Annotated in this window: 18 protein-coding genes and 1 tRNA gene; 15 read left to right on the forward strand and 4 right to left on the reverse strand. The window is 71.9% G+C overall.

Translation table 11 applies throughout. The features are described 5' to 3' along the window. Nucleotides 1-63: 63 nt before the first annotated feature. The 6 genes from ACQEVJ_RS10090 to ACQEVJ_RS10115 all read left to right on the forward strand — a co-directional run bounded on the left by ACQEVJ_RS10090 (nt 64) and on the right by ACQEVJ_RS10115 (nt 7,629). Nucleotides 64-2,952: an Rne/Rng family ribonuclease gene (locus tag ACQEVJ_RS10090; protein ID WP_433099480.1), complete on the forward strand. Its 2,889-nt coding sequence runs from the start codon at nt 64-66 to the stop codon at nt 2,950-2,952. A gap of 187 nt (nt 2,953-3,139) precedes the next feature. After that, nucleotides 3,140-3,454 carry a 50S ribosomal protein L21 gene (gene rplU / locus ACQEVJ_RS10095; RefSeq protein ID WP_030505848.1) on the forward strand — a complete coding sequence of 105 codons (315 nt, stop codon included), beginning with the start codon at nt 3,140-3,142 and terminating at the stop codon, nt 3,452-3,454. A gap of 45 nt (nt 3,455-3,499) precedes the next feature. Further along, nucleotides 3,500-3,757, forward strand: a complete 258-nt coding sequence (gene rpmA, locus ACQEVJ_RS10100; protein ID WP_030505847.1) for a 50S ribosomal protein L27 — start codon at nt 3,500-3,502, stop codon at nt 3,755-3,757. A 96-nt stretch (nt 3,758-3,853) separates the two neighbouring features. Continuing rightward, nucleotides 3,854-5,203 (forward strand): GTPase ObgE, encoded by a 1,350-nt coding sequence (gene obgE / locus ACQEVJ_RS10105; protein WP_433099482.1) that lies wholly within the window; start codon nt 3,854-3,856, stop codon nt 5,201-5,203. A gap of 24 nt (nt 5,204-5,227) precedes the next feature. Next, nucleotides 5,228-6,358: a glutamate 5-kinase gene (gene proB, locus ACQEVJ_RS10110; protein WP_433099484.1), complete on the forward strand. Its 1,131-nt coding sequence runs from the start codon at nt 5,228-5,230 to the stop codon at nt 6,356-6,358. A 14-nt stretch (nt 6,359-6,372) separates the two neighbouring features. Then, nucleotides 6,373-7,629, forward strand: coding sequence for a glutamate-5-semialdehyde dehydrogenase (locus ACQEVJ_RS10115; protein ID WP_433099486.1), 1,257 nt, complete (start codon nt 6,373-6,375; stop codon nt 7,627-7,629). A gap of 3 nt (nt 7,630-7,632) precedes the next feature. Here ACQEVJ_RS10115 and ACQEVJ_RS10120 read toward each other — a convergent pair whose 3' ends face one another. Then, nucleotides 7,633-8,295: a LuxR C-terminal-related transcriptional regulator gene (locus ACQEVJ_RS10120; RefSeq protein WP_433099488.1), complete on the reverse strand. Its 663-nt coding sequence runs from the start codon at nt 8,293-8,295 to the stop codon at nt 7,633-7,635. A 164-nt stretch (nt 8,296-8,459) separates the two neighbouring features. Between ACQEVJ_RS10120 and ACQEVJ_RS10125 the strand changes: the two genes are divergently transcribed. Then, nucleotides 8,460-10,085: a protein kinase domain-containing protein gene (locus tag ACQEVJ_RS10125; RefSeq protein ID WP_433099490.1), complete on the forward strand. Its 1,626-nt coding sequence runs from the start codon at nt 8,460-8,462 to the stop codon at nt 10,083-10,085. Nucleotides 10,086-10,089: 4 nt separating this feature from the next. On the opposite strand, the gene ACQEVJ_RS10130 is transcribed toward ACQEVJ_RS10125, so the two are convergent. Next, on the reverse strand, nt 10,090-11,100 hold the full coding sequence (locus ACQEVJ_RS10130; RefSeq protein ID WP_433099492.1) for a M48 family metallopeptidase: 1,011 nt from the start codon (nt 11,098-11,100) through the stop codon (nt 10,090-10,092). Between the two features lie 114 nt (nt 11,101-11,214). Between ACQEVJ_RS10130 and nadD the strand changes: the two genes are divergently transcribed. Then, nucleotides 11,215-11,826, forward strand: a complete 612-nt coding sequence (gene nadD / locus ACQEVJ_RS10135; protein ID WP_433099494.1) for a nicotinate-nucleotide adenylyltransferase — start codon at nt 11,215-11,217, stop codon at nt 11,824-11,826. Here nadD and ACQEVJ_RS10140 read toward each other — a convergent pair. Next, on the reverse strand, nt 11,805-12,245 hold the full coding sequence (locus ACQEVJ_RS10140) for a hypothetical protein (protein ID WP_433099496.1): 441 nt from the start codon (nt 12,243-12,245) through the stop codon (nt 11,805-11,807). The two genes, nadD and ACQEVJ_RS10140, sit on opposite strands and share 22 nt — an antisense overlap. Before the next feature lie 12 nt (nt 12,246-12,257). On the opposite strand from ACQEVJ_RS10140, the gene ACQEVJ_RS10145 reads away from it, so the two are divergent. The 4 genes from ACQEVJ_RS10145 to ACQEVJ_RS10160 all read left to right on the forward strand — a co-directional run bounded on the left by ACQEVJ_RS10145 (nt 12,258) and on the right by ACQEVJ_RS10160 (nt 13,942). Then, a complete protein-coding gene (locus ACQEVJ_RS10145; protein ID WP_433099498.1) occupies nt 12,258-12,581 on the forward strand; it encodes a helix-turn-helix domain-containing protein in 324 nt (107 codons plus the stop codon). Nucleotides 12,582-12,712: 131 nt separating this feature from the next. Then, nucleotides 12,713-13,117 carry a ribosome silencing factor gene (gene rsfS, locus ACQEVJ_RS10150; protein ID WP_142645833.1) on the forward strand — a complete coding sequence of 135 codons (405 nt, stop codon included), beginning with the start codon at nt 12,713-12,715 and terminating at the stop codon, nt 13,115-13,117. Between the two features lie 25 nt (nt 13,118-13,142). Continuing rightward, a complete protein-coding gene (locus tag ACQEVJ_RS10155; protein ID WP_433099500.1) occupies nt 13,143-13,778 on the forward strand; it encodes a histidine phosphatase family protein in 636 nt (211 codons plus the stop codon). 91 nt (nt 13,779-13,869) lie between these two features. Next, nucleotides 13,870-13,942: transfer RNA gene (locus tag ACQEVJ_RS10160), tRNA-Ala, on the forward strand. Nucleotides 13,943-14,119: 177 nt separating this feature from the next. On the opposite strand, the gene ACQEVJ_RS10165 is transcribed toward ACQEVJ_RS10160, so the two are convergent. After that, the gene (locus tag ACQEVJ_RS10165) at nt 14,120-15,505 is read right to left on the reverse strand and encodes a Dyp-type peroxidase (RefSeq protein WP_433099502.1); all 1,386 of its coding nucleotides are present in this window, start codon (nt 15,503-15,505) and stop codon (nt 14,120-14,122) included. Between the two features lie 144 nt (nt 15,506-15,649). Between ACQEVJ_RS10165 and ACQEVJ_RS10170 the strand changes: the two genes are divergently transcribed. The 3 genes from ACQEVJ_RS10170 (at nt 15,650) to ACQEVJ_RS10180 (ending at nt 17,583) form a co-directional block, all read left to right on the forward strand. Beyond that, nucleotides 15,650-16,744: a carboxylate-amine ligase gene (locus ACQEVJ_RS10170; RefSeq protein WP_433099504.1), complete on the forward strand. Its 1,095-nt coding sequence runs from the start codon at nt 15,650-15,652 to the stop codon at nt 16,742-16,744. A gap of 75 nt (nt 16,745-16,819) precedes the next feature. Then, nucleotides 16,820-17,173, forward strand: a complete 354-nt coding sequence (locus ACQEVJ_RS10175) for a hypothetical protein (protein WP_433099506.1) — start codon at nt 16,820-16,822, stop codon at nt 17,171-17,173. Further along, on the forward strand, nt 17,170-17,583 hold the full coding sequence (locus ACQEVJ_RS10180; protein WP_433099508.1) for a hypothetical protein: 414 nt from the start codon (nt 17,170-17,172) through the stop codon (nt 17,581-17,583). The genes ACQEVJ_RS10175 and ACQEVJ_RS10180 overlap by 4 nt, the downstream gene beginning before the upstream one ends. Nucleotides 17,584-17,624: the final 41 nt, after the last annotated feature.

A 17,624-nucleotide genomic window follows, 5' to 3' on the forward strand; every position in this document is an offset into this window, starting at 1 on the left:
GCAGAGACGAGAGCCTCCGCGCGGCGCGGCGACGTGCCCGGAGGCTGACGGGAGAACGCCCGCATGCTCGACAACGAGCCCACTGACGGGGCTGTGAGCCTCGACGGTGACACGACAACGGAAGAACACGGCCAGGTCGGGGGAGACGCGGTTTCCTCCGGTCCGTCCGGCGTGTCCACGACCCGGCGCCGCCGGTCGGCGAGCCGCCCGGCCGGGCCCCCGCCCGAGCCGGACGACCTGCCGCCGCCGGTGACCACGGTGGCCGCGGCCGTCATGCCGAAGGCTGAGGAGAGCACTGCTGCGGAGAGCACCGCGCCCGAGGCGGCAGAGCCGGCCGGGACCTCCGCGCAGGAGGAGCCGGTCGCGAAGGAACGGCCCAAGCGGGTCACCCGCCGCCGCACCAAGACCGCCGAGGAGCCGGTCGCCGAGGCCCCGATCGCTGAGGAGCCGGTTGCCGAGGTGCCGCCGGCGCGGGCCGCGGAGACGGCGACGGCCGAGGACGACGAGCCGGCCGCGCCCGCCCGGCGTCGCCGGACCCGCAAGAGGACCGACGAGATCGAGCCGTCCCAGCAGCCGGAGCAGGCAGAGGAGACGGTGCAGGCCACGCAGGCCGCGAAGGCCGAGGAGCCCGCCGCCCCGAGGCGGCGGCGCCGCGCCCGCGCCGAGGAGCCGGAGCCGGAACGATCCAGGGCGATGAGCGCCGCCGAGGCGGAGGTCGCCGCCGCGCTGCGGCTCAACCTCCCCGACGAGGAGCCGCTGGACGACGAGCCTCTCGACATCGAGGACGTCGACATGGAAGACGCCGACACCGAGGACGACGGCGGGCGGCCGGACGTGGTGGCCGATCCCTTCGGCCTGTCCGCGCGGCAGCCGTCGGTGCCCTCGGTGACCTTCCAGGCGCCGTCGGCGCTGTTCCAGCCGCTCTTCCAGGCTCCCGATCCGTTCGCGGTGCCCGCGCAGCGGCCCGCGACGCCCGCCCCCGAGCCGGTGTCCGCTGAGGACGAGGAGGCGGAGGAGCCGGAGGAGACGGCAGAGTCCGGTGAGGACGAGTCCGAGGCCGAGGGCGGCGCCCGCAGGAGGCGCCGCCGTCGCGGCGGACGCGGACGCGGTGCCCGCGCCAGGGACGCCGAGGACGGCGAGGAGCAGGAGGGCGAGGGCGAGGAGCCGCAGGCCGCGTCGGAGGAAGAGGACGACCGCGAGCAGGCGGAGGACGACGCCGAGGGCCAGGCCGGCACCAGGCGCCGTCGCCGCCGCCGTCGCCGGGGCACCGAGGAGGCCGAGCTGGCCCCCGACGACCCGCCGAACACCGTCGTCCGCATCCGGGCGCCCCGTGCCACCAGGTCGACCTCGGTGGACGAGGTCCAGGGCGTACGGGGATCGACCCGGCTGGAGGCCAAGAAGCAGCGCCGCCGTGAGGGCCGCGAGCTGGGCCGCCGCCGTCCCCCGATCATCACAGAGTCGGAGTTCCTGGCCCGGCGCGAGTCGGTCGAGCGGATCATGGTCGTGCGCCGCCAGGGCGGCCGCACCCAGATCGCGGTGCTCGAGGACGGCGTCCTCGTCGAGCACTACGTCGACCGGGAGTCCAGCCAGTCGTACGTCGGCAACGTCTACCTCGGCAAGGTCCAGAACGTGCTGCCCTCGATGGAGGCGGCGTTCGTGGACATCGGCAAGGGCCGCAACGCCGTGCTGTACGCCGGCGAGGTCAACTTCGACACCGCCGGACTGGAGGGCCAGCCCAAGCGGATCGAGGCGGCGCTGAAGTCCGGGCAGTCGGTGCTCGTCCAGGTCACCAAGGACCCGATCGGCCACAAGGGCGCCAGGCTGACCTCCCAGATCAGCCTCCCCGGCCGCTACCTGGTCTACGTGCCGGACGGCTCGATGACCGGGATCAGCCGCAAGCTGCCCGACAAGGAGCGGGCCCGGCTCAAGCAGATCCTGCGCAAGGTCATGCCGGAGAACGCGGGCGTCATCGTGCGCACCGCCGCGGAGGGCGCCTCGGAGGAGGAGCTCAGCCGCGACGTCGCCCGGCTGTCGGCCCAGTGGGAGAACATCCAGCGCAAGGCCAAGTCGGCCAGCCCGCCGGAGTTGCTGTCCGGCGAGCCCGACCTGACCGTCCGGGTGGTCCGCGACGTCTTCAACGAGGACTTCAGCTCGCTGGTCGTCGAGGGCGACGAGGCGTGGACGACGGTGGACGAGTACGTCCGCTACGTCGCTCCGCACCTGATCGAGCGGCTGTCGAAGTGGGAGGAGGAGACCGATGCCTTCTCCGCCTACCGCATCGACGAGCAGATCGCCAAGGCGATGGAGCGCAAGGTGTGGCTGCCGTCCGGCGGCTCGCTGGTGATCGACCGGACCGAGGCGATGACGGTCGTCGACGTCAACACCGGTAAGTTCACCGGGCAGGGCGGCAACCTCGAGGAGACCGTCACCCGCAACAACCTGGAGGCGGCCGAGGAGATCGTCCGCCAGCTCAGGCTGCGGGACATCGGCGGCATCATCGTGATCGACTTCATCGACATGGTCTTGGAGAGCAACCGCGATCTGGTGCTCCGGCGGCTGCTGGAGTGCCTGGCGCGGGACCGGACCAAGCATCAGGTGGCCGAGGTCACCTCGCTGGGTCTGGTGCAGATGACGCGTAAGCGGGTCGGCCAGGGCCTGCTGGAGGCGTTCTCCACGCCGTGCGACTGCTGCCACGGGCGCGGGATCATCGTGTCGACCGAGCCGGTCGAGGCGAAGCCCGAGCCGCGCGGCACGCAGGGCAAGATGGCCATCGAGAAGACGGTGGCCGAGAAGGTGGCGGCGAGCGAGGGCTCTGTCGCCGCGGCGGCGGGCTCGGTGCGCGAGAGCGTCACCGACGCCATCGACGCCGATTCCACCGACTCCGACGGGGGCGACAGCTCCGCGTCGTCTTCCCGGGGACGGCGACGTTCCCGCAGGAAGACGGCGGAGTAACGACTTCGTCACCCGGCGGTCCGCTCGGTTCGACCTGGGTGCCGGATATCCGGTACCCTGGTCAACCGGTGCGCCTGGTGTCGGCGTGCCTGGCTTCGCGCGCCTGCCCGGATCGCCGGTCGTGTATCGACAGCAGCTGGATGCGGGGCGCGGCATCTCAGCATTTAGCCAGTAGAAGGGTTCCGCGGTGTACGCGATCGTTCGTTGCGGCGGCAGGCAGCAGAAGGTCTCCGTCGGGGACGTCCTCGAGGTGGACAAGGTCGCCGGCGAGGTTGGCTCCTCGGTGTCGCTGCCGGCGGTGCTCGTCGTCAACGACGGCGATGTCACCACCGACGCTGCCACGCTTTCCCGGTTCCAGGTGACCGCCGAGATCCTCGGCGAGACCAAGGGGCCGAAGATCCGGATTCTGAAGTACAAGAACAAGACCGGATACAAGAAGCGCCAGGGTCACCGCCAGCGGTACACCCAGGTCAAGGTCACCGGCATCAACCCCGGACAGTAGTTTCCCGGGGGACGACCCCCGCTTACCCCCGAAAGGGAGTGAACCATGGCACACAAGAAGGGCGCCTCGTCCACCCGGAACGGCCGTGACTCGAACGCTCAGCGCCTCGGTGTGAAGCGTTTCGGCGGTCAGCTGGTGAACGCCGGCGAGATCATCGTCCGTCAGCGCGGCACGCACTTCCACCCCGGCGACAACGTCGGCCGTGGTGGCGACGACACGCTGTTCGCCCTGGCCACGGGCCGGGTGCAGTTCGGCACCAAGCGCGGTCGCCGCGCGGTGAGCATCGTCCCGGCCGCGGAGTAGATCCGCCCCGGAGACTAACAAGCAGCGCGATGAGGCGGATCGAGCATTCGGTCCGCCTCATTCGTTTTTCCACATAGCAGTTAGGGGGAGCGGCTGATGGCCGACTTCGTGGACCACGTCGTCCTGCACATCAAGGCGGGTGACGGGGGCAACGGCTGCGCCTCCATCCACCGGGAGAAGTTCAAGCCGCTGGGCGGGCCCGACGGCGGCAACGGCGGACGCGGCGGCGACGTCATCCTGGAGGTGGATCCCAACACCTCCACCCTGCTGGAGTACCACCACCGGCCGCACCGCCGCGCGGGCAACGGCAAGCAGGGCATGGGCTCCAACCGGGACGGCGCCAACGGCGAGGACGTCGTCCTGCAGGTGCCCAACGGCACGGTCGTGAAGGACGCCAGGACCGGCGAGGTGCTGGTCGACTTGATCGGAGCCGGCACCCGCTACGTCGCCGCGCAGGGCGGCTTCGGCGGCCTCGGCAACGCCGCGCTGGCCAACGCCAAGCGCAAGGCCCCGGGTTTCGCGCTGCTCGGCGAGCCGGGTGACGAGGCCGAGATCGTGCTCGAACTCAAGACCGTCGCCGACGTGGCGCTGGTCGGGTTCCCCAACGCGGGCAAGTCGTCCCTGATCGCGGCGCTCTCCGCGGCCCGCCCCAAGATCGCCGACTATCCGTTCACGACGCTCATCCCCAACCTCGGCGTGGTGACGGCGGGCGAGACGGTCTTCACGGTCGCCGACGTGCCGGGGCTCATCCCGGGGGCCTCCGAGGGCCGGGGTCTCGGTCACGAGTTCCTGCGGCACGTCGAGCGCTGCTCGACGATCGTGCACGTGCTCGACTGCGCGACGATCGAGCCGGGGCGCGACCCGGTCACCGACTTCGAGGTGATCGAGGCCGAGCTCGCGGCGTACGGCTCGCTGCAGGACCGGCCGCGGCTGGTCGCGCTGAACAAGGTGGACGTCCCCGACGGCCGGGACCTGGCCGACATCGTCACGCCCATGCTGGAGGAGCGCGGCCTGCGCGTCTTCGAGATCTCCGCGGCCAGCCACGAGGGCCTCAGGCCCCTGGCGTACGCGATGGCGGAGATGGTGGCGGCGGCGCGGGCGCAGGCCCCGGTGGAGGAGCCCACGCGGCTGGTCATCCGGCCCAGGCAGTTCGGCGAGACCGGGTTCGCCGTACGCCGGATCGACGAGAACCGCTTCCAGGTGACCGGCGAGAAGCCCGAGCGGTGGATCCGCCAGACCGACTTCTCCAACGACGAGGCCGTCGGCTACCTGGCCGACCGGCTCGAACGGCTCGGCGTCGAGGAGCAGCTGATCAAGGCCGGCGCGACGGCCGGCGCCGAGGTGGTCATCGGTCCGATGGAGGGCGGCTACGTCTTCGACTGGCAGCCGTCGCAGGCCACGGAGGCGACCATGGGCCCGCGTGGCACCGACGCGCGGCTCGGCTGATCGGGGGCCGGAGTGGGAGATGGCGTGACAGGCAGGGAACGGATCCGCGAGGCCGCGCGGCTGGTGGTCAAGGTGGGGTCGTCGTCGCTGACGACGCCCCGGGGCACGATCGACGTCGACCGGGTGGACGCGCTGGTGGACGTGCTGGCGGCCCGGCGCACGGCCGGCACGCAGATCGTGCTCGTGTCGTCCGGCGCGATCGCCGCCGGGCTCGGGCCGTTAGGGCTGCGCGACCGGCCCAAGGATCTGGCCACCCAGCAGGCGGCCGCCTCGGTCGGGCAGGGCGTGCTGGTCGCGCGTTACACCTCGTCCTTCGCCAGGTATGGCCTGCGCGTGGGGCAGGTGCTGCTGACGGCCGACGACATGATGCGCCGCTCGCACCACCGCAACGCCCAGCGGACGCTGGCCCGGCTGCTCGAACTCGGCATCGTCCCCGTGGTCAACGAGAACGACACGGTGGCCACCGACGAGATCCGGTTCGGCGACAACGACCGGCTCGCGGCGCTGGTGGCCCACCTCACCCACGCGGACGGCATGGTGCTGCTGTCGGACGTCGACGCGTTGTACGACGGAGACCCGCGCAAGGACGGCGCCCAGCGGATCGCCGAGGTCCGGGGGCCCGAGGACCTGGAAGGCGTCGAGCTGGGCACCTCCGGCCGGGTCGGCACCGGCGGCATGATCACCAAGGTGGAGGCGGCCCGCATCGCCACCGGGGCGGGCGTCCCGGTCGTGCTGACCGCGGCGGCGCACGCGGCGCAGGCGCTCGCCGGGGCCGACATCGGCACCTGCTTCCACCCGGGGGGCCGTCACCCCGGCACCCGGCTGCTGTGGCTGGCTCACGCGACGACCGGCCGGGGCCGCCTGCACCTGGACGCGGGCGCGGTCGAGGCCGTGGTCGATCGGCGCAAGTCGCTGCTGCCCGCGGGAGTCGTGAAGGTCGAGGGCGACTTCGCCGTGGGCGACCCGGTCGACCTGTGCGCGCCGTCGGGCGCCGTCGTCGCCCGTGGTCTGGTCAACTACGACGCGGGGGAGGTCCCCGACCTGCTCGGCCGCTCCACCCGGGAGCTGGCCAGCACACTCGGCCCGGAGTACGAGCGCGAGCTGATCCACCGGGACGACATCGTGATATTGGAGCCTGTTCACCACCACAAGTGACGGAGCGCGAGGCAATGTCTGAGGCAGAGGAATTTCTGAAGGTCGCGCGGGCGGCGAGGGACGCCGCGACGGTGCTCGCGCCGATGCCGCGCGCGCCGAAGGACGGGGCGCTGCGCGCCGTGGCCGACGCCCTGGAGGCGGCCACGGACGAGATCGTCGCGGCCAACGCCGTGGACGTGGACCGGGCCAGGGAGAACGGCACCTCCGAGGCGATGATCGACCGGCTGCGGCTCGACGCCGCCCGGATCGCCAAGATCGCGGCGGCCGTCCGCCAGGTGGCCGACCTGCCCGACCCGGTCGGCGAGGTCGTGCGCGGCAGCACGCTGCCCAACGGCCTTGAGCTGCGTCAGGTGCGGGTGCCCCTCGGCGTCATCGGCATCATCTACGAGGGCCGGCCCAACGTGACCGTGGACGCGGCCGCGCTGTGCCTCAAGAGCGGCAACGGCGTGCTGCTGCGCGGGTCGTCCAGCGCGTACTCCTCCAACGCCGCGCTGGTGCGCGTCATGCAGCAGGCGCTGGCGGCGACCGAGGTGCCCGCGGACGCCGTGCAGCTCGTGCCGGGCCAGACCCGCGAGTCGGTCAAGCACCTGATGCGCGCCCGCGGGCTGGTGGACGTGCTGATCCCGCGCGGCGGCGCCTCGCTGATCAACAGCGTGGTCGAGGAGTCGACCGTGCCGGTGATCGAGACCGGGGTGGGCAACTGCCACGTGTACGTGGACGCCGACGCCGACATCGACACCGCCCTGAAGATCCTGGTGAACGCCAAGGCGCAGCGGCCCTCGGTGTGCAACGCGGCCGAGACGCTCCTCGTGCACGCCGCCATCGCCGACGAGTTCGTCCCCAGGGCGCTGACGGCGCTGAAGGACGCGGGCGTGACCGTCCACGGGGACGAGCGGGTGCGGGCCTACGGCGCCGACGTCGTGGTCGCCACCGAGGAGGACTTCACCACCGAGTACCTCTCGCTCGACATCGCCGCCGCCGTCGTCGACTCGCTGGACGACGCGGTCGCGCACATCCGCACGTACGGCTCGGGCCACACCGACGCCATCGTGACCCGCTCCCAGCAGGCCGCCCGCAGGTTCGTGGCGACCGTGGACTCGGCGGCGGTCGCGGTGAACGCCTCCACCCGGTTCACCGACGGCGGTGAGTTCGGCTTCGGGGCGGAGATCGGCATCTCCACCCAGAAGCTGCACGCCCGCGGCCCGATGGGGCTGCCGGAGCTCACCTCCACCAAGTGGATCTACACCGGCGAGGGTCACGTACGGGTGTGACCGTCAGACGCGGGTGAGCACGGGACGCGAGCCGAGGCCCGCGTCCCTGGCCCGCAGGGCCGCGTCCACACGGCTGGGCGCGGCCAGCTTCGTCAGCACGTTGCTCACGTGGTTGCGCACGGTCTTGGTGGCCAGGCACAGCTCGCGGGCGATCTCGGCGTTGGACCTGCCGTCGGCCAGCCGCTCCAGGATCTCGTGTTCTCTCTGGGTGAGACCGGGGAACGGGCTGCGGGACTGCGGCGCGGTGAGACGGTCGAGGAGCCGGGGCGCCAGCCCGCCACCGAAGACCACCTGCCCGAGCGCCACGGACCGGATCGCCGCCGCGATCTCCGCGGGCCCCGATCCCTTCAGCAGATAGCCGTTCGCGCCGGCGCGCAGCGCGCTCATGAAGCCCGCCTCGCCGTCGTCGTCGCCCAGCGCGAGCACGCGTACGGCGGGGCAGCGGCGGCGCAGGGAGCCGAGCGCGCCCAGCATGGTCAGGTCGGCCAGCAGCACCTGCGGCGACAGCCGTACGCACAGGCGGAGGGCGTCGAGGTCGTCGCAGGCGGTGCCGGCGACGGAGAGGCCGGCCGCCTGCTCCAGGGCGGACCGGATCCCCTCGACGAACAGTGGGTGATCGTCGGCGACCACGACGGTGATCGCGCCGGAGAAGTCAGTCATCGTCATCTGTCTTCGTCTCGCCGGTGTAGCGCGGGCCGGCGGTCCGGCCGGCGTCGTCGTGAACAGACTGCCAGGGCGCGCTTGTGTGTGGGTTGGCATCGGCTTGTACGCGAACCGAACGGCGCGCCTCCGCCTATTCCGGCGGCCGGGCCGCTATGGTTGGCGCTCCTATGGCTGGACGTCTCGGGCGGGTCGGCCCCTACGCGCTCATGGAGCGGCTGGGCCGGGGTGGCATGGGTGAGGTGTACCTCGCCGTCGGCCGCCGGAGCGACCACGTCGCGGTGAAGATGCTCCGCGACCCCATCGAGAACGACCCCGACGCCCGGTTACGCCTCGAACGCGAGGTGCGGGCGCTGCGCCGGGTCGAGAGCCCGTACGTCGCCCAGGTGCTCGACGCCGACCTGTCCGGCGACCGGCCGTACCTCGTCATGGAGTACATCGAGGGGGAGAACCTCCTCGACGCCGTACGGCGCAGCGGGCCGCTGCCGGAGTCCCGGCTCATCGAGCTGGCGCAGGGCCTCGCGGCGGCTCTGGCGATCATCCACGCGGGCGGGATCGTGCATCGGGACGTCAAGCCGGCCAACGTCCTGCTGGGGGAGGACGGGCCGGTGCTGATCGACTTCGGCATCGCGCAGGTGCTCGACGCGACGCGGCTCACGTTGACCGGAACGTTCCTCGGCACGCCCGGCTACTGCGCGCCCGAGGTGTTCTCCGACGAGACGGTGGGGGAGCCCGCCGACGTCCACGGCTGGGCCGCCACGGTGGCGTTCGCCGCCACCGGACGGCCGACCTTCGGCCGGGGGACCGCCCAGTCGCAGATGTACGCGGTGCTGAACGGCAAGGCCGACCTGGTGGGGGTGCCGGCCGCCCTGCTGCCGCTCGTCCGCGCCGCTCTGCATCGCGACCCCGCCCGCCGCCCGACCGCCGCGTTGCTGGCCGACCGCCTGTCCCGGCTGGCGCGGGCCGCCGGGGAGTCCTCACGTGCGCCGGGGGAGCCGTCCGTCCCCGAGACCACCACGCGTACGCCCGCAGAGGCGGCCCGGGCGCGTGCCGCGGCCGACGCGAAGCCGGTGGCGAAACCGGCGGTCAGGAAGGCCGCCAAGACGGAGGAGAAGCCGGTCAGGAAGGGCGCCGAGACCACGGCGAGGGAATCGGCGACGCCGGCCGAGCGGGCCGCCCGGCGCGGCGGCTCCGGCTCCGCCGGACGCCCCCGGCGGGAGAGGGCGGTCACGGTGCTCGCCGCCGCCCCGCCTGAGGGGGCGCCGGAAGGGGCGCTCGGCATCCCGACCGGGAACGCGGCACTGGTCCTGGTCGCGCTGCTCGCCGTTCCGTGCGTGGTGGTGTCGGTGATCTACCCGCTCGCCACCTTCGCGATCACGGCGGCCCTCGCGGTGGTGATCAGGGCCGTGTGGACCAGCCACTGGCTCGTCCGGGGTCGTAAACCCGGCCGCGCCCGCGCCTGCCTGCGCGCGCTGACGTTCCCGCTCACGCTGGCCGGCTCGCTGCTGTCGGCCGTCGCCTGGCCGGGGCTGCCCGCCGCCGCGGCGGCGTTCGCGGCGCTGTGGGCGGTCTCCGGGGCACGCCTGGAGCACGAGTGGTGGTCTCAGCCGGTGCCCGTCACGATCGCCGGCGTCGCGTTCGGCGTCGTCAGCGGCGCGATCATCGGCCGGGAGATCGAGCGCGCGGGCGCGGCCATCCCCGGCCTGCGGCGGGAGGGTCTGCGCGCGCTCGCCGTTCTGGGCGGCTTCGTCGCGCTCTGCGCCGCAGCCGTCCGCGCCGTGGCCTTCTTCTTCTAGCGCTTCAGTTCTCGCGCCGGGCGAAACGGTTGAAGATGCGCTCGCCGGCGTTGACCGCGCCCTCGGCGACGTCGCGCAGCACGCCGATGAACGGGTCCTGCGACTGCGCCCACGACTCCCGGTAGGAGTTGGCCGCCGCCTTGATCTCGTCGGTGATGCTGGCGTTGCCGTCGTCCTCGCGGCGCGGGTACTGGCCGCCGATGATCCGGTCGTACTCTCCGCCGCGACGCCAGCGGTCGAGTTCGGCGACGCGGGTCACCGCGAACGGGTGGGTCGTGCCGAGCATGTTGAGGACCTTGAGCAGACCGTCGCGCACGTCGCCCGCGGTGTCGTACTCCCTGGCCTGGTCGAGGAACGCCTCGATGTTCATCTCGTGCAGGCGGGAGCCGCCGGCGAGCTTCATGAGCGCCCGCAGCGCGGCGTCGGGGTCCTGCCCGGCGAGCAGGCCGCCGCGGTCGGCGGACATCTCCGCCTTGCGCTGCCATTCCTCCAGGGCGGCGACGATGACCCGCAGGCCGATGTAGCCGAGCGGGATCCAGGCCACCCGGGTGGCCAGGCGGGTCAGGATCTCGAGCATCGTGCCGTAGACGGCGTGGCCCGACAGGATGTGCGAGGTCTCGTGGCCGATGACGAAGCGCAGCTCCTCGTCGTCCATGAGGTCGAGCAGCCCTGTCGAGACGATGATGAACGGCTCGTCGAAACCGACCGCCATCGCGTACGCCTTCGGGTCCTGCTGCACGTAGATCTCGGGGATCCGGTGCAGGTCGAGGATGTAGGCGCTGTCGCGGCCCATGTCGTACAGGGCGCGGAACTGGGTGTCGGTCGTGCGCACCGCGGAGGCCAGGAACATCAGCCGGAGCCGGCGCTCGCTGAACAGGCCGGACGTGCGCTTGAGCACCGCGTCGAATCCGGAGAGCGAACGCATCGCGACCAGCGCGGAACGGTCGGCGGGGTGTTCGTAGGCTCGCGAGCTGATGCCGGGCAGCTGCACGCGATTGCGATCGGGAGTGGTCATGTTCCGCATGCTATGTCTCACGGGCCGGACGCGCGCGGGTGCCGCGGAGAGCCCGGGCCGTCACCGGAGGGCCGGTTTCCGGTGTGGTCCGGTAGGCGCGTTATCGTCCGTTTCATGCGTAACGGGACGGCGATCCGGCGACTGGGCGTGATGGGCGGGACCTTCGACCCGATCCACCACGGCCACCTGGTGGCGGCCAGCGAGGTGGCCCACCACTTCAACCTGGACGAGGTGGTGTTCGTCCCGACCGGCAGGCCGTGGCAGAAGGCCGAGCAGAACGTGTCCTCGTCCGAGGACCGCTACCTGATGACGGTGATCGCCACCGCGTCGAACCCCCGCTTCTCGGTCAGCCGGGTGGACATCGACCGGCCCGGCCCCACGTACACGATCGACACCCTGCGTGACATCGGCGCCGCGTACGGCCCGGACGTGGAGCTGTACTTCATCACCGGCGCCGACGCCCTCGCGCAGATCCTGAGCTGGCGCGACGCCGACGAGCTGTTCACCATCGCGCACTTCGTCGGCTGCACCCGGCCCGGACACACGCTCCAGGACCCCGGCCTGCCGGCGGGCAAGGTCAGCCTGATCGAGATCCCGGCGCTGGCGATCTCCTCCTCCGAGTGCCGCGACCGGGTGGCCGCCGGGGAACCCATCTGGTATCTGGTCCCCGACGGCATCGTGCAGTACATCAACAAGCGCGGCCTCTACCGCGATCCGGAAAGCTGACCTGACGACGTCCAGGCCTCGGCGGATACCCCCGCCACGGCGAGCACGCCGGTGATCGCCGCCGCGTACAGCACGGTGTTGGCGGTCGCGGACACCGTCGCCAGCAGGTCGCGGGGCGCGATCCGCTGTACGGCGGTGAAGGCGGCGACCAGCACCCAGGGCAGCCCCAGCCCGGACAGCAGGCTCGCCGCCGTCACGACGGGCTCCCAGGGGGCCGCGCGCAGGGCCACCGAGGCGGCGAAGAGGAGCCCTCCGGCGGCGGACAGCCGCGCCTCGCCGGCCCGGCGCAGCAACGGCCCCGCGATCAGGCCGCCGAGGACCGTGCCGCCGCCCTGGACCGCGGACAGCACGCCGGTGAAGCCCGGCTCCCGGTGGAGACCATGGTCGACCACATTCGCGCATCCGATGCGGCTGCGCATGCTCTCGCTGATGTGGGCGCGCCCATGTCGGCGGCCGAGCTGTCCCGCGAGCTGGGGATCTCGCACGCCCTCGCCAGCCACCACCTGCGCTGCCTGGACGACGCCGGGCTTGCGCTCGCGCGGTCGCTGCGCGAGCGCGCCGGGCGGCGGCGCGCGGGCGAGGAGGGGGTGACGGCCGACGCCGAGCTGTGGCACGACGTCCGCGGCAGGATCCTCGCCGCGATCGTCGACCTGCATGAGGGGGCCGCGGCACCCCGTACGCCGGGGACGATCCGGGTCGGCGCCACTGTCACCGCCTTTCCACTGACGGAATCCACGGGCCCGGAAGGACGTTGAACTCCTGATCCCGGGCATAAAACCGGAATCGACAGGGTGTGCCGGTAGGGTCTCCCCGGGAAAGCCAGTTGTACGGGGCACGCGGACTGTGCACCCTGGAAGAGCCCGTCAACGGAGGACAGAACCGAATCGTGACAGCATCCGAGAGATCGATCCAGCTCGTGCGGGTGGCGGCCGAGGCCGCCGCCGAGAAGCTGGCCGACGACATCATCGCCTACGACGTGAGCGACCAGCTCGTCATCACCGACGCCTTCCTTCTCTGCTCCGCGTCCAACGACCGGCAGGTCCGCGCGGTGGTCGACGAGATCGAGGAGCGCCTGCGCGTAGAGGCCGACGCCAAGCCCGTACGCCGTGAGGGCGAGCGGGAGGGCCGCTGGGTCCTGCTCGACTACCTCGACATCGTGGTGCACGTGCAGCACGAGGAGGACCGCAACTTCTACGCGCTGGAGCGCCTGTGGAAGGACTGCCCGTCCATCGAGCTGCCGGAGAGCGTCAAGCGGGTCGCCGCCCAGCGCGGGCACGGGGCGGCCCGGTGACGAACGCCATCATCGGGGCGGCGCGATGAGCCGTCGCCTCGTCTGCCTGCGGCACGGGCAGACGATGTGGAACGTCGAGAAGCGCTTCCAGGGGCACACCGACATCGCATTGGACGAGACCGGCATCGCGCAGGCGGCCCGGGCGGCCTCCCTGCTCGCGGCTCTGCGGCCGACCATGCTCGTCTCCTCGGATCTGCGGCGCGCGTACGACACCGCCTCGGCCCTCGGCCGGCTCACCGGCCTCGACGTGGCCGTGGACAAGGACCTGCGCGAGCGCGGCGGCGGCGAGTGGGAGGGCCTGACCCGCGACGAGATCAGGGCGGGCTGGCCGGTCGAGTACGAGGCGTGGGAGGCCCCGGGCGGCGAGGACGTGGCGCACGTCGCCGACCGCGTGGCCGAAGCCATCGGGCGCTGGGTGTCCCGCCTCGACGAGGACGGCCTGCTGGTCGTCGCCTCGCACGGAGCCGCGCTGCGGCTCGGCATCTGCCGTCTGCTCGGGCTGCCGCAGGAGCTGTGGTCGGCGCTCGGCGGCCTGGGCAACTGCTCGTGGTCGGTGCTGGAGGAGGGCCGCCGCGGCTGGCGCCTGCTGGAGCACAACGCGGGCACGCTGCCCGAGCCGATCAGCAGCGACGACAGCCCCGCCGCCACCGCCGACGGCTGAGACACTTGTGACTGGTGACGATTAGGTAAACGGAAGGGCATACCTATATGCTCTCCGAGCGCCGCGCCGGGAGCACCCGGAGCGGTGGCAAGGGGCTATAGCGCAGCTGGTAGCGCACCTCCATGGCATGGAGGGGGTCTGGGGTTCGAGTCCCCATAGCTCCACCCACCACGACTGGAACCTTCACGCTCGTCTCTCCCACGATCTGCGGCCCCGCTCGGGGCCGGGGCGCGGACGTCGACTCTCGTCCGGCTCCCCGGGCCCGAGCGGCAGCACCTACTACCGGACCCGCAACGTCTACGCCGGCCGCTCCCGCGCCTGACGCAGGCGGAGGATCACAGTCACAGGCTCTTGAGGTAGGCGAGCGACGGCATGAAGAAGTACTCGCCGCCCTTCATCGTCACGGTCTGAGGGACCTGGTGCTGGGGGGCGCCGAGCTTCGTGCTGCCCCACGCCTTCGGATAGCGCACCTTGACGGTCCGCTTGCCCTGGCCGATCACGGGGTCGTGGCCGGTGCCCTCGGCGGGGAAATCCGCGTTGTCGGCCCAGCTCTGCTGGGTGAACTCGAACTGGTTCTGCAGGCTGGAGTTGAACGCCATGAACAGCAGGCCCACCCCGCCGGTCGGCCGGGTCGTCGCGGGCGCGTCGTCCCACGGCTTGTCGGTGCGCCTGCCGTACGTCTGGCCGCGACGGGCCATCATGACGCCGAGCGTGCGCTCCAGGCCGCCGTCCCGCGAGTCGCGGGGGTTGGCCTTGCGGATGTGCGAGCTGACCGGGCACTTGGGCCCGGGGTCGTCGCGGTAGCTGAAGTCGTTCTGCACCGGGTGGTCCTCGGAGCTCGGCTTGCCGTGCAGCCGCAGCGGGGTGCCGTTGCGGAACCGGCCCACCAGCATCGCGCCCGCGAGCGGCCGGTCGTCTCCCTTCAGGCCGAGCGCGTCGGCGAGGGCCTCCTCGGCCTCGCGGAACGCGCGGACGTTCTGCTCCAGCTTGCGCAGGACGAGGTAGCTGCCGAAGTGCCGGCTCGGGTGGGGAGCGAGGGGGTCGGGGACGAGCACGTGGCTCAGCGGGAAGAACGGGTTCCAGTTGGTGCCGGACTCGGCGGCCACCTGGTCGGCGAGGAACAGCGGCTGGCTGCGGCCGTCCACGTATCCGAAGTGCTCGATGCCCCGGCCGTGGGCGTCGCGCAGGCCCTCGCCCTTCTCCTCGCCGACGATCTTCGCGGTCTTCGGAAGCAGCGCGAGGACGCGCTCGCGGGTGGCGGCCACCGGCCCGGGCGTGGCGTCGCCGATCAGCACGATCGCGTGGATGTCCTCCTGGTAGTGCTTCTCCCAGGCGCCGACCGCCGGGTCACTCAACGTGTCCTTGCGCCGCTTCATCCCTGATTTGAACGCGTTGTCGGTGAATTTGGTGGTGGAGTGGTCTAATTTCAGATAGCCGATCTTGCTGATACCGACGCCCACGTACGGCGTGCCGGTTTTCTTCGACCGGTTGAAGTCGCGGACCTCCTCCAGGTGCTTCCTGGCCGATTTCATGAGCGGCACGAGGGAGCGCAGGAAGCGCCTGCCGTCCGGGCCGTCGCCGAAGTGCACGAGCAGCAGGGACATGCTTTCCCTCACGTGCGCCTGCAGGATGTTCGGCTGCAGGTTGTCGAGCATGGCCGTGGTGTCGGCGTCGAGTTTCGCCGAATCCCACGCGAGTGGCTTGCCGTTGGACAGGTCGACCGGCATGTCGATTCCTTCCCCGTAGTGGAAATGTCGGACCCCCACCGATGAGAGTCATCATCCATGGAAAAGGTGCGAAGCGCTCCGACTTTGCCTGTACGCGACGGGCCAGGTCAGGCCTATTCGGCGCCACGGGGGTAGTGATCGGTCATGACGAAGAGACGGCCTGTCGGCGTTGAAGAGGAGTTCCTTGTCGTCGATCTCGCGACCCGGCGGCTGACGCCGCTGGCGGAGTCGATGCTGGAGCGGCTGCCGGACGAGGGATTCGCGGCCGAACTGCAGCGCTCGGTGGTGGAGACCAACAGCACCCCGATGGAGGACCTGGGCGACGTGCGGGCCGAGATCGTGCGGCTGCGTCAGGCGCTCGTGTCGGCGGGCGAGCCGCTGGGGGTGGGTGTGATCGCCTCCGGCACGACCCCGATCACCGGCATCGAGGGTTACACGTTCTCCCCGGGGGAGCGCTACCGCTACCTGTCGGAGTCCTACCGGTTCCTCGCCGAGGAACAACTCATCTGCGGGGCGCAGGTGCACGTGGAGATCGACGACAGGGACGTGGCGGTGCTCGCCGCCCAGCGCGTCGAGGCGTGGCTTCCCCCGCTGCTCGCGCTCAGCGCCAGCTCGCCGTACTGGATGGACGAGGACAGCGGATACGCCAGCAGCCGGGCGCTGTCGTGGCAGCGCTGGCCGACGGCCGGCCCGCTCGGCCCGCTCGCCGACGCCGCCGAGTATGACAGGACGGCCGAGGACCTGGTCGCCTCCGGCGTCATCGAGGACCGTGGCATGGTCTACTTCGACCTGCGCCTCAGCACTCACGTGCCGACGGTGGAGATGCGCATCTGCGACTCCTGCCCGCTCGCGGACGACGTCGTGCTGCTGGCGGGGCTCTTCCGCGCCCTCATGACGAGGGAGATGGAGGCCGTCGAGCGGGGCGAGCCGCCGGCCGGCGAGCAGCGCCTGGCGCTGCTGCGTGCGGCCAACTGGCGGGCGGCCCGTGACGGGCTGGAGGGCGATCTGCTGTCGCCGGTGACGAGCAGGCCCGCACCGGCCCCGCGGCTCATCACCTGGATGCTGGAGGAGTTGCGGCCGACCCTGGAGGAGCTGGGCGACTGGGAGATCGTCTCCGGCCTCGCCGACGCCGCGCTGCGCCGGGGCAGCTCCGCCTCACGCCAGCGGGGGGCGTACGCCGTCAACGGGAAGCCGGAGGACGCGGTGGACCTGCTGATCGCGGAGACGCGGCAGAGCTAGCAGGGCGTGCGACAGGGCGGGTGTGCGGGCCGATACCCTACTGGCCATGTCTGCGATCCCCGCCCTGAGCGCGGCATGAACGGCGCCTACTCGGGCTGGCTGATCGGCGCCGCCCTGCTGCTGGCGCTTGTCGGCGTCATCACCGCCGTACGGGACCGGCCGATGGGGCCGGTCCTGCTGGCCGGGCTGGGACTGCTTGAGCTCGCCGTGCTCGCGCAGGCGGGTTTCGCGCTCGCCGGGCTCGGCCACGTGGTGGAGAAGGCGACCTTAATCGGCTACCTGGCGGGCACCGTGGTGATCCCGCCCGCCGCCATGTGGTGGGGCCGGGCGGAGCGTACGCGCTGGGGTCCGGGGGTCATCGCCGTGGCCGCCTTCACCGTGGCCGTCATGACCGGGCGGCTGCTGCAGATCTGGAACGCGGGCTCATGAGCGCTCCTTCCGGACGGGACAGGGGCGGCGAGGCCGTACGCTCCGGGCCGGGACGCGTGCTCGTGGCCGTGTACGGGATCTTCGCGCTGGCCGCGACCTCCCGCGCCGCCGTGCAGATCGCCACGAGGTTCGCCGAGGCGCCGCTGGCGTACGTGCTGTCGGCGTTCGCCGGAGTGGTCTACATCGTGCTCACGGTGGCGCTGGCCCGGGGCGCCCGGCGCGTCGCCGTCGCCGCCTGCCTGGTCGAACTGGTCGGAGTGCTGGTCGTCGGCACGCTGAGCCTGGCCGATTCCGCCGCGTTCCCCCAGGCCACCGTGTGGTCCGGGTATGGCAGCGGGTATGGCTTCGTGCCGCTCGTGCTGCCCGTGATCGGCCTTCTGTGGCTGCTGCGCGGCGTCCGGCGTTCGTAACGACTTCACCCGAAGCTGGAACAAATGAGAACTATGGGGAC

The sequence above is a fragment of the Microbispora sp. CA-102843 genome (assembly GCF_050936215.1).
Lineage (GTDB): Bacteria > Actinomycetota > Actinomycetes > Streptosporangiales > Streptosporangiaceae > Microbispora.

What these genes read in the sequence shown, in the direction of transcription:
- ACQEVJ_RS10175 (WP_433099506.1), top strand. Translation starts at nt 16,820, where the DNA reads ATGAACGGCGCCTACTCGGGCTGGCTGATCGGCGCCGCCCTGCTGCTG.
- ACQEVJ_RS10155 (WP_433099500.1), top strand. Translation starts at nt 13,143, where the DNA reads ATGAGCCGTCGCCTCGTCTGCCTGCGGCACGGGCAGACGATGTGGAAC.
- ACQEVJ_RS10125 (WP_433099490.1), top strand. Translation starts at nt 8,460, where the DNA reads ATGGCTGGACGTCTCGGGCGGGTCGGCCCCTACGCGCTCATGGAGCGG.
- ACQEVJ_RS10120 (WP_433099488.1), bottom strand. Translation starts at nt 8,295, where the DNA reads ATGACGATGACTGACTTCTCCGGCGCGATCACCGTCGTGGTCGCCGAC.
- nadD (WP_433099494.1), top strand. Translation starts at nt 11,215, where the DNA reads ATGCGTAACGGGACGGCGATCCGGCGACTGGGCGTGATGGGCGGGACC.
- ACQEVJ_RS10130 (WP_433099492.1), bottom strand. Translation starts at nt 11,100, where the DNA reads ATGACCACTCCCGATCGCAATCGCGTGCAGCTGCCCGGCATCAGCTCG.
- ACQEVJ_RS10115 (WP_433099486.1), top strand. Translation starts at nt 6,373, where the DNA reads ATGTCTGAGGCAGAGGAATTTCTGAAGGTCGCGCGGGCGGCGAGGGAC.
- ACQEVJ_RS10090 (WP_433099480.1), top strand. Translation starts at nt 64, where the DNA reads ATGCTCGACAACGAGCCCACTGACGGGGCTGTGAGCCTCGACGGTGAC.
- ACQEVJ_RS10140 (WP_433099496.1), bottom strand. Translation starts at nt 12,245, where the DNA reads ATGCGCAGCCGCATCGGATGCGCGAATGTGGTCGACCATGGTCTCCAC.
- obgE (WP_433099482.1), top strand. Translation starts at nt 3,854, where the DNA reads ATGGCCGACTTCGTGGACCACGTCGTCCTGCACATCAAGGCGGGTGAC.
- rpmA (WP_030505847.1), top strand. Translation starts at nt 3,500, where the DNA reads ATGGCACACAAGAAGGGCGCCTCGTCCACCCGGAACGGCCGTGACTCG.
- ACQEVJ_RS10165 (WP_433099502.1), bottom strand. Translation starts at nt 15,505, where the DNA reads ATGCCGGTCGACCTGTCCAACGGCAAGCCACTCGCGTGGGATTCGGCG.
- ACQEVJ_RS10180 (WP_433099508.1), top strand. Translation starts at nt 17,170, where the DNA reads ATGAGCGCTCCTTCCGGACGGGACAGGGGCGGCGAGGCCGTACGCTCC.
- ACQEVJ_RS10170 (WP_433099504.1), top strand. Translation starts at nt 15,650, where the DNA reads ATGACGAAGAGACGGCCTGTCGGCGTTGAAGAGGAGTTCCTTGTCGTC.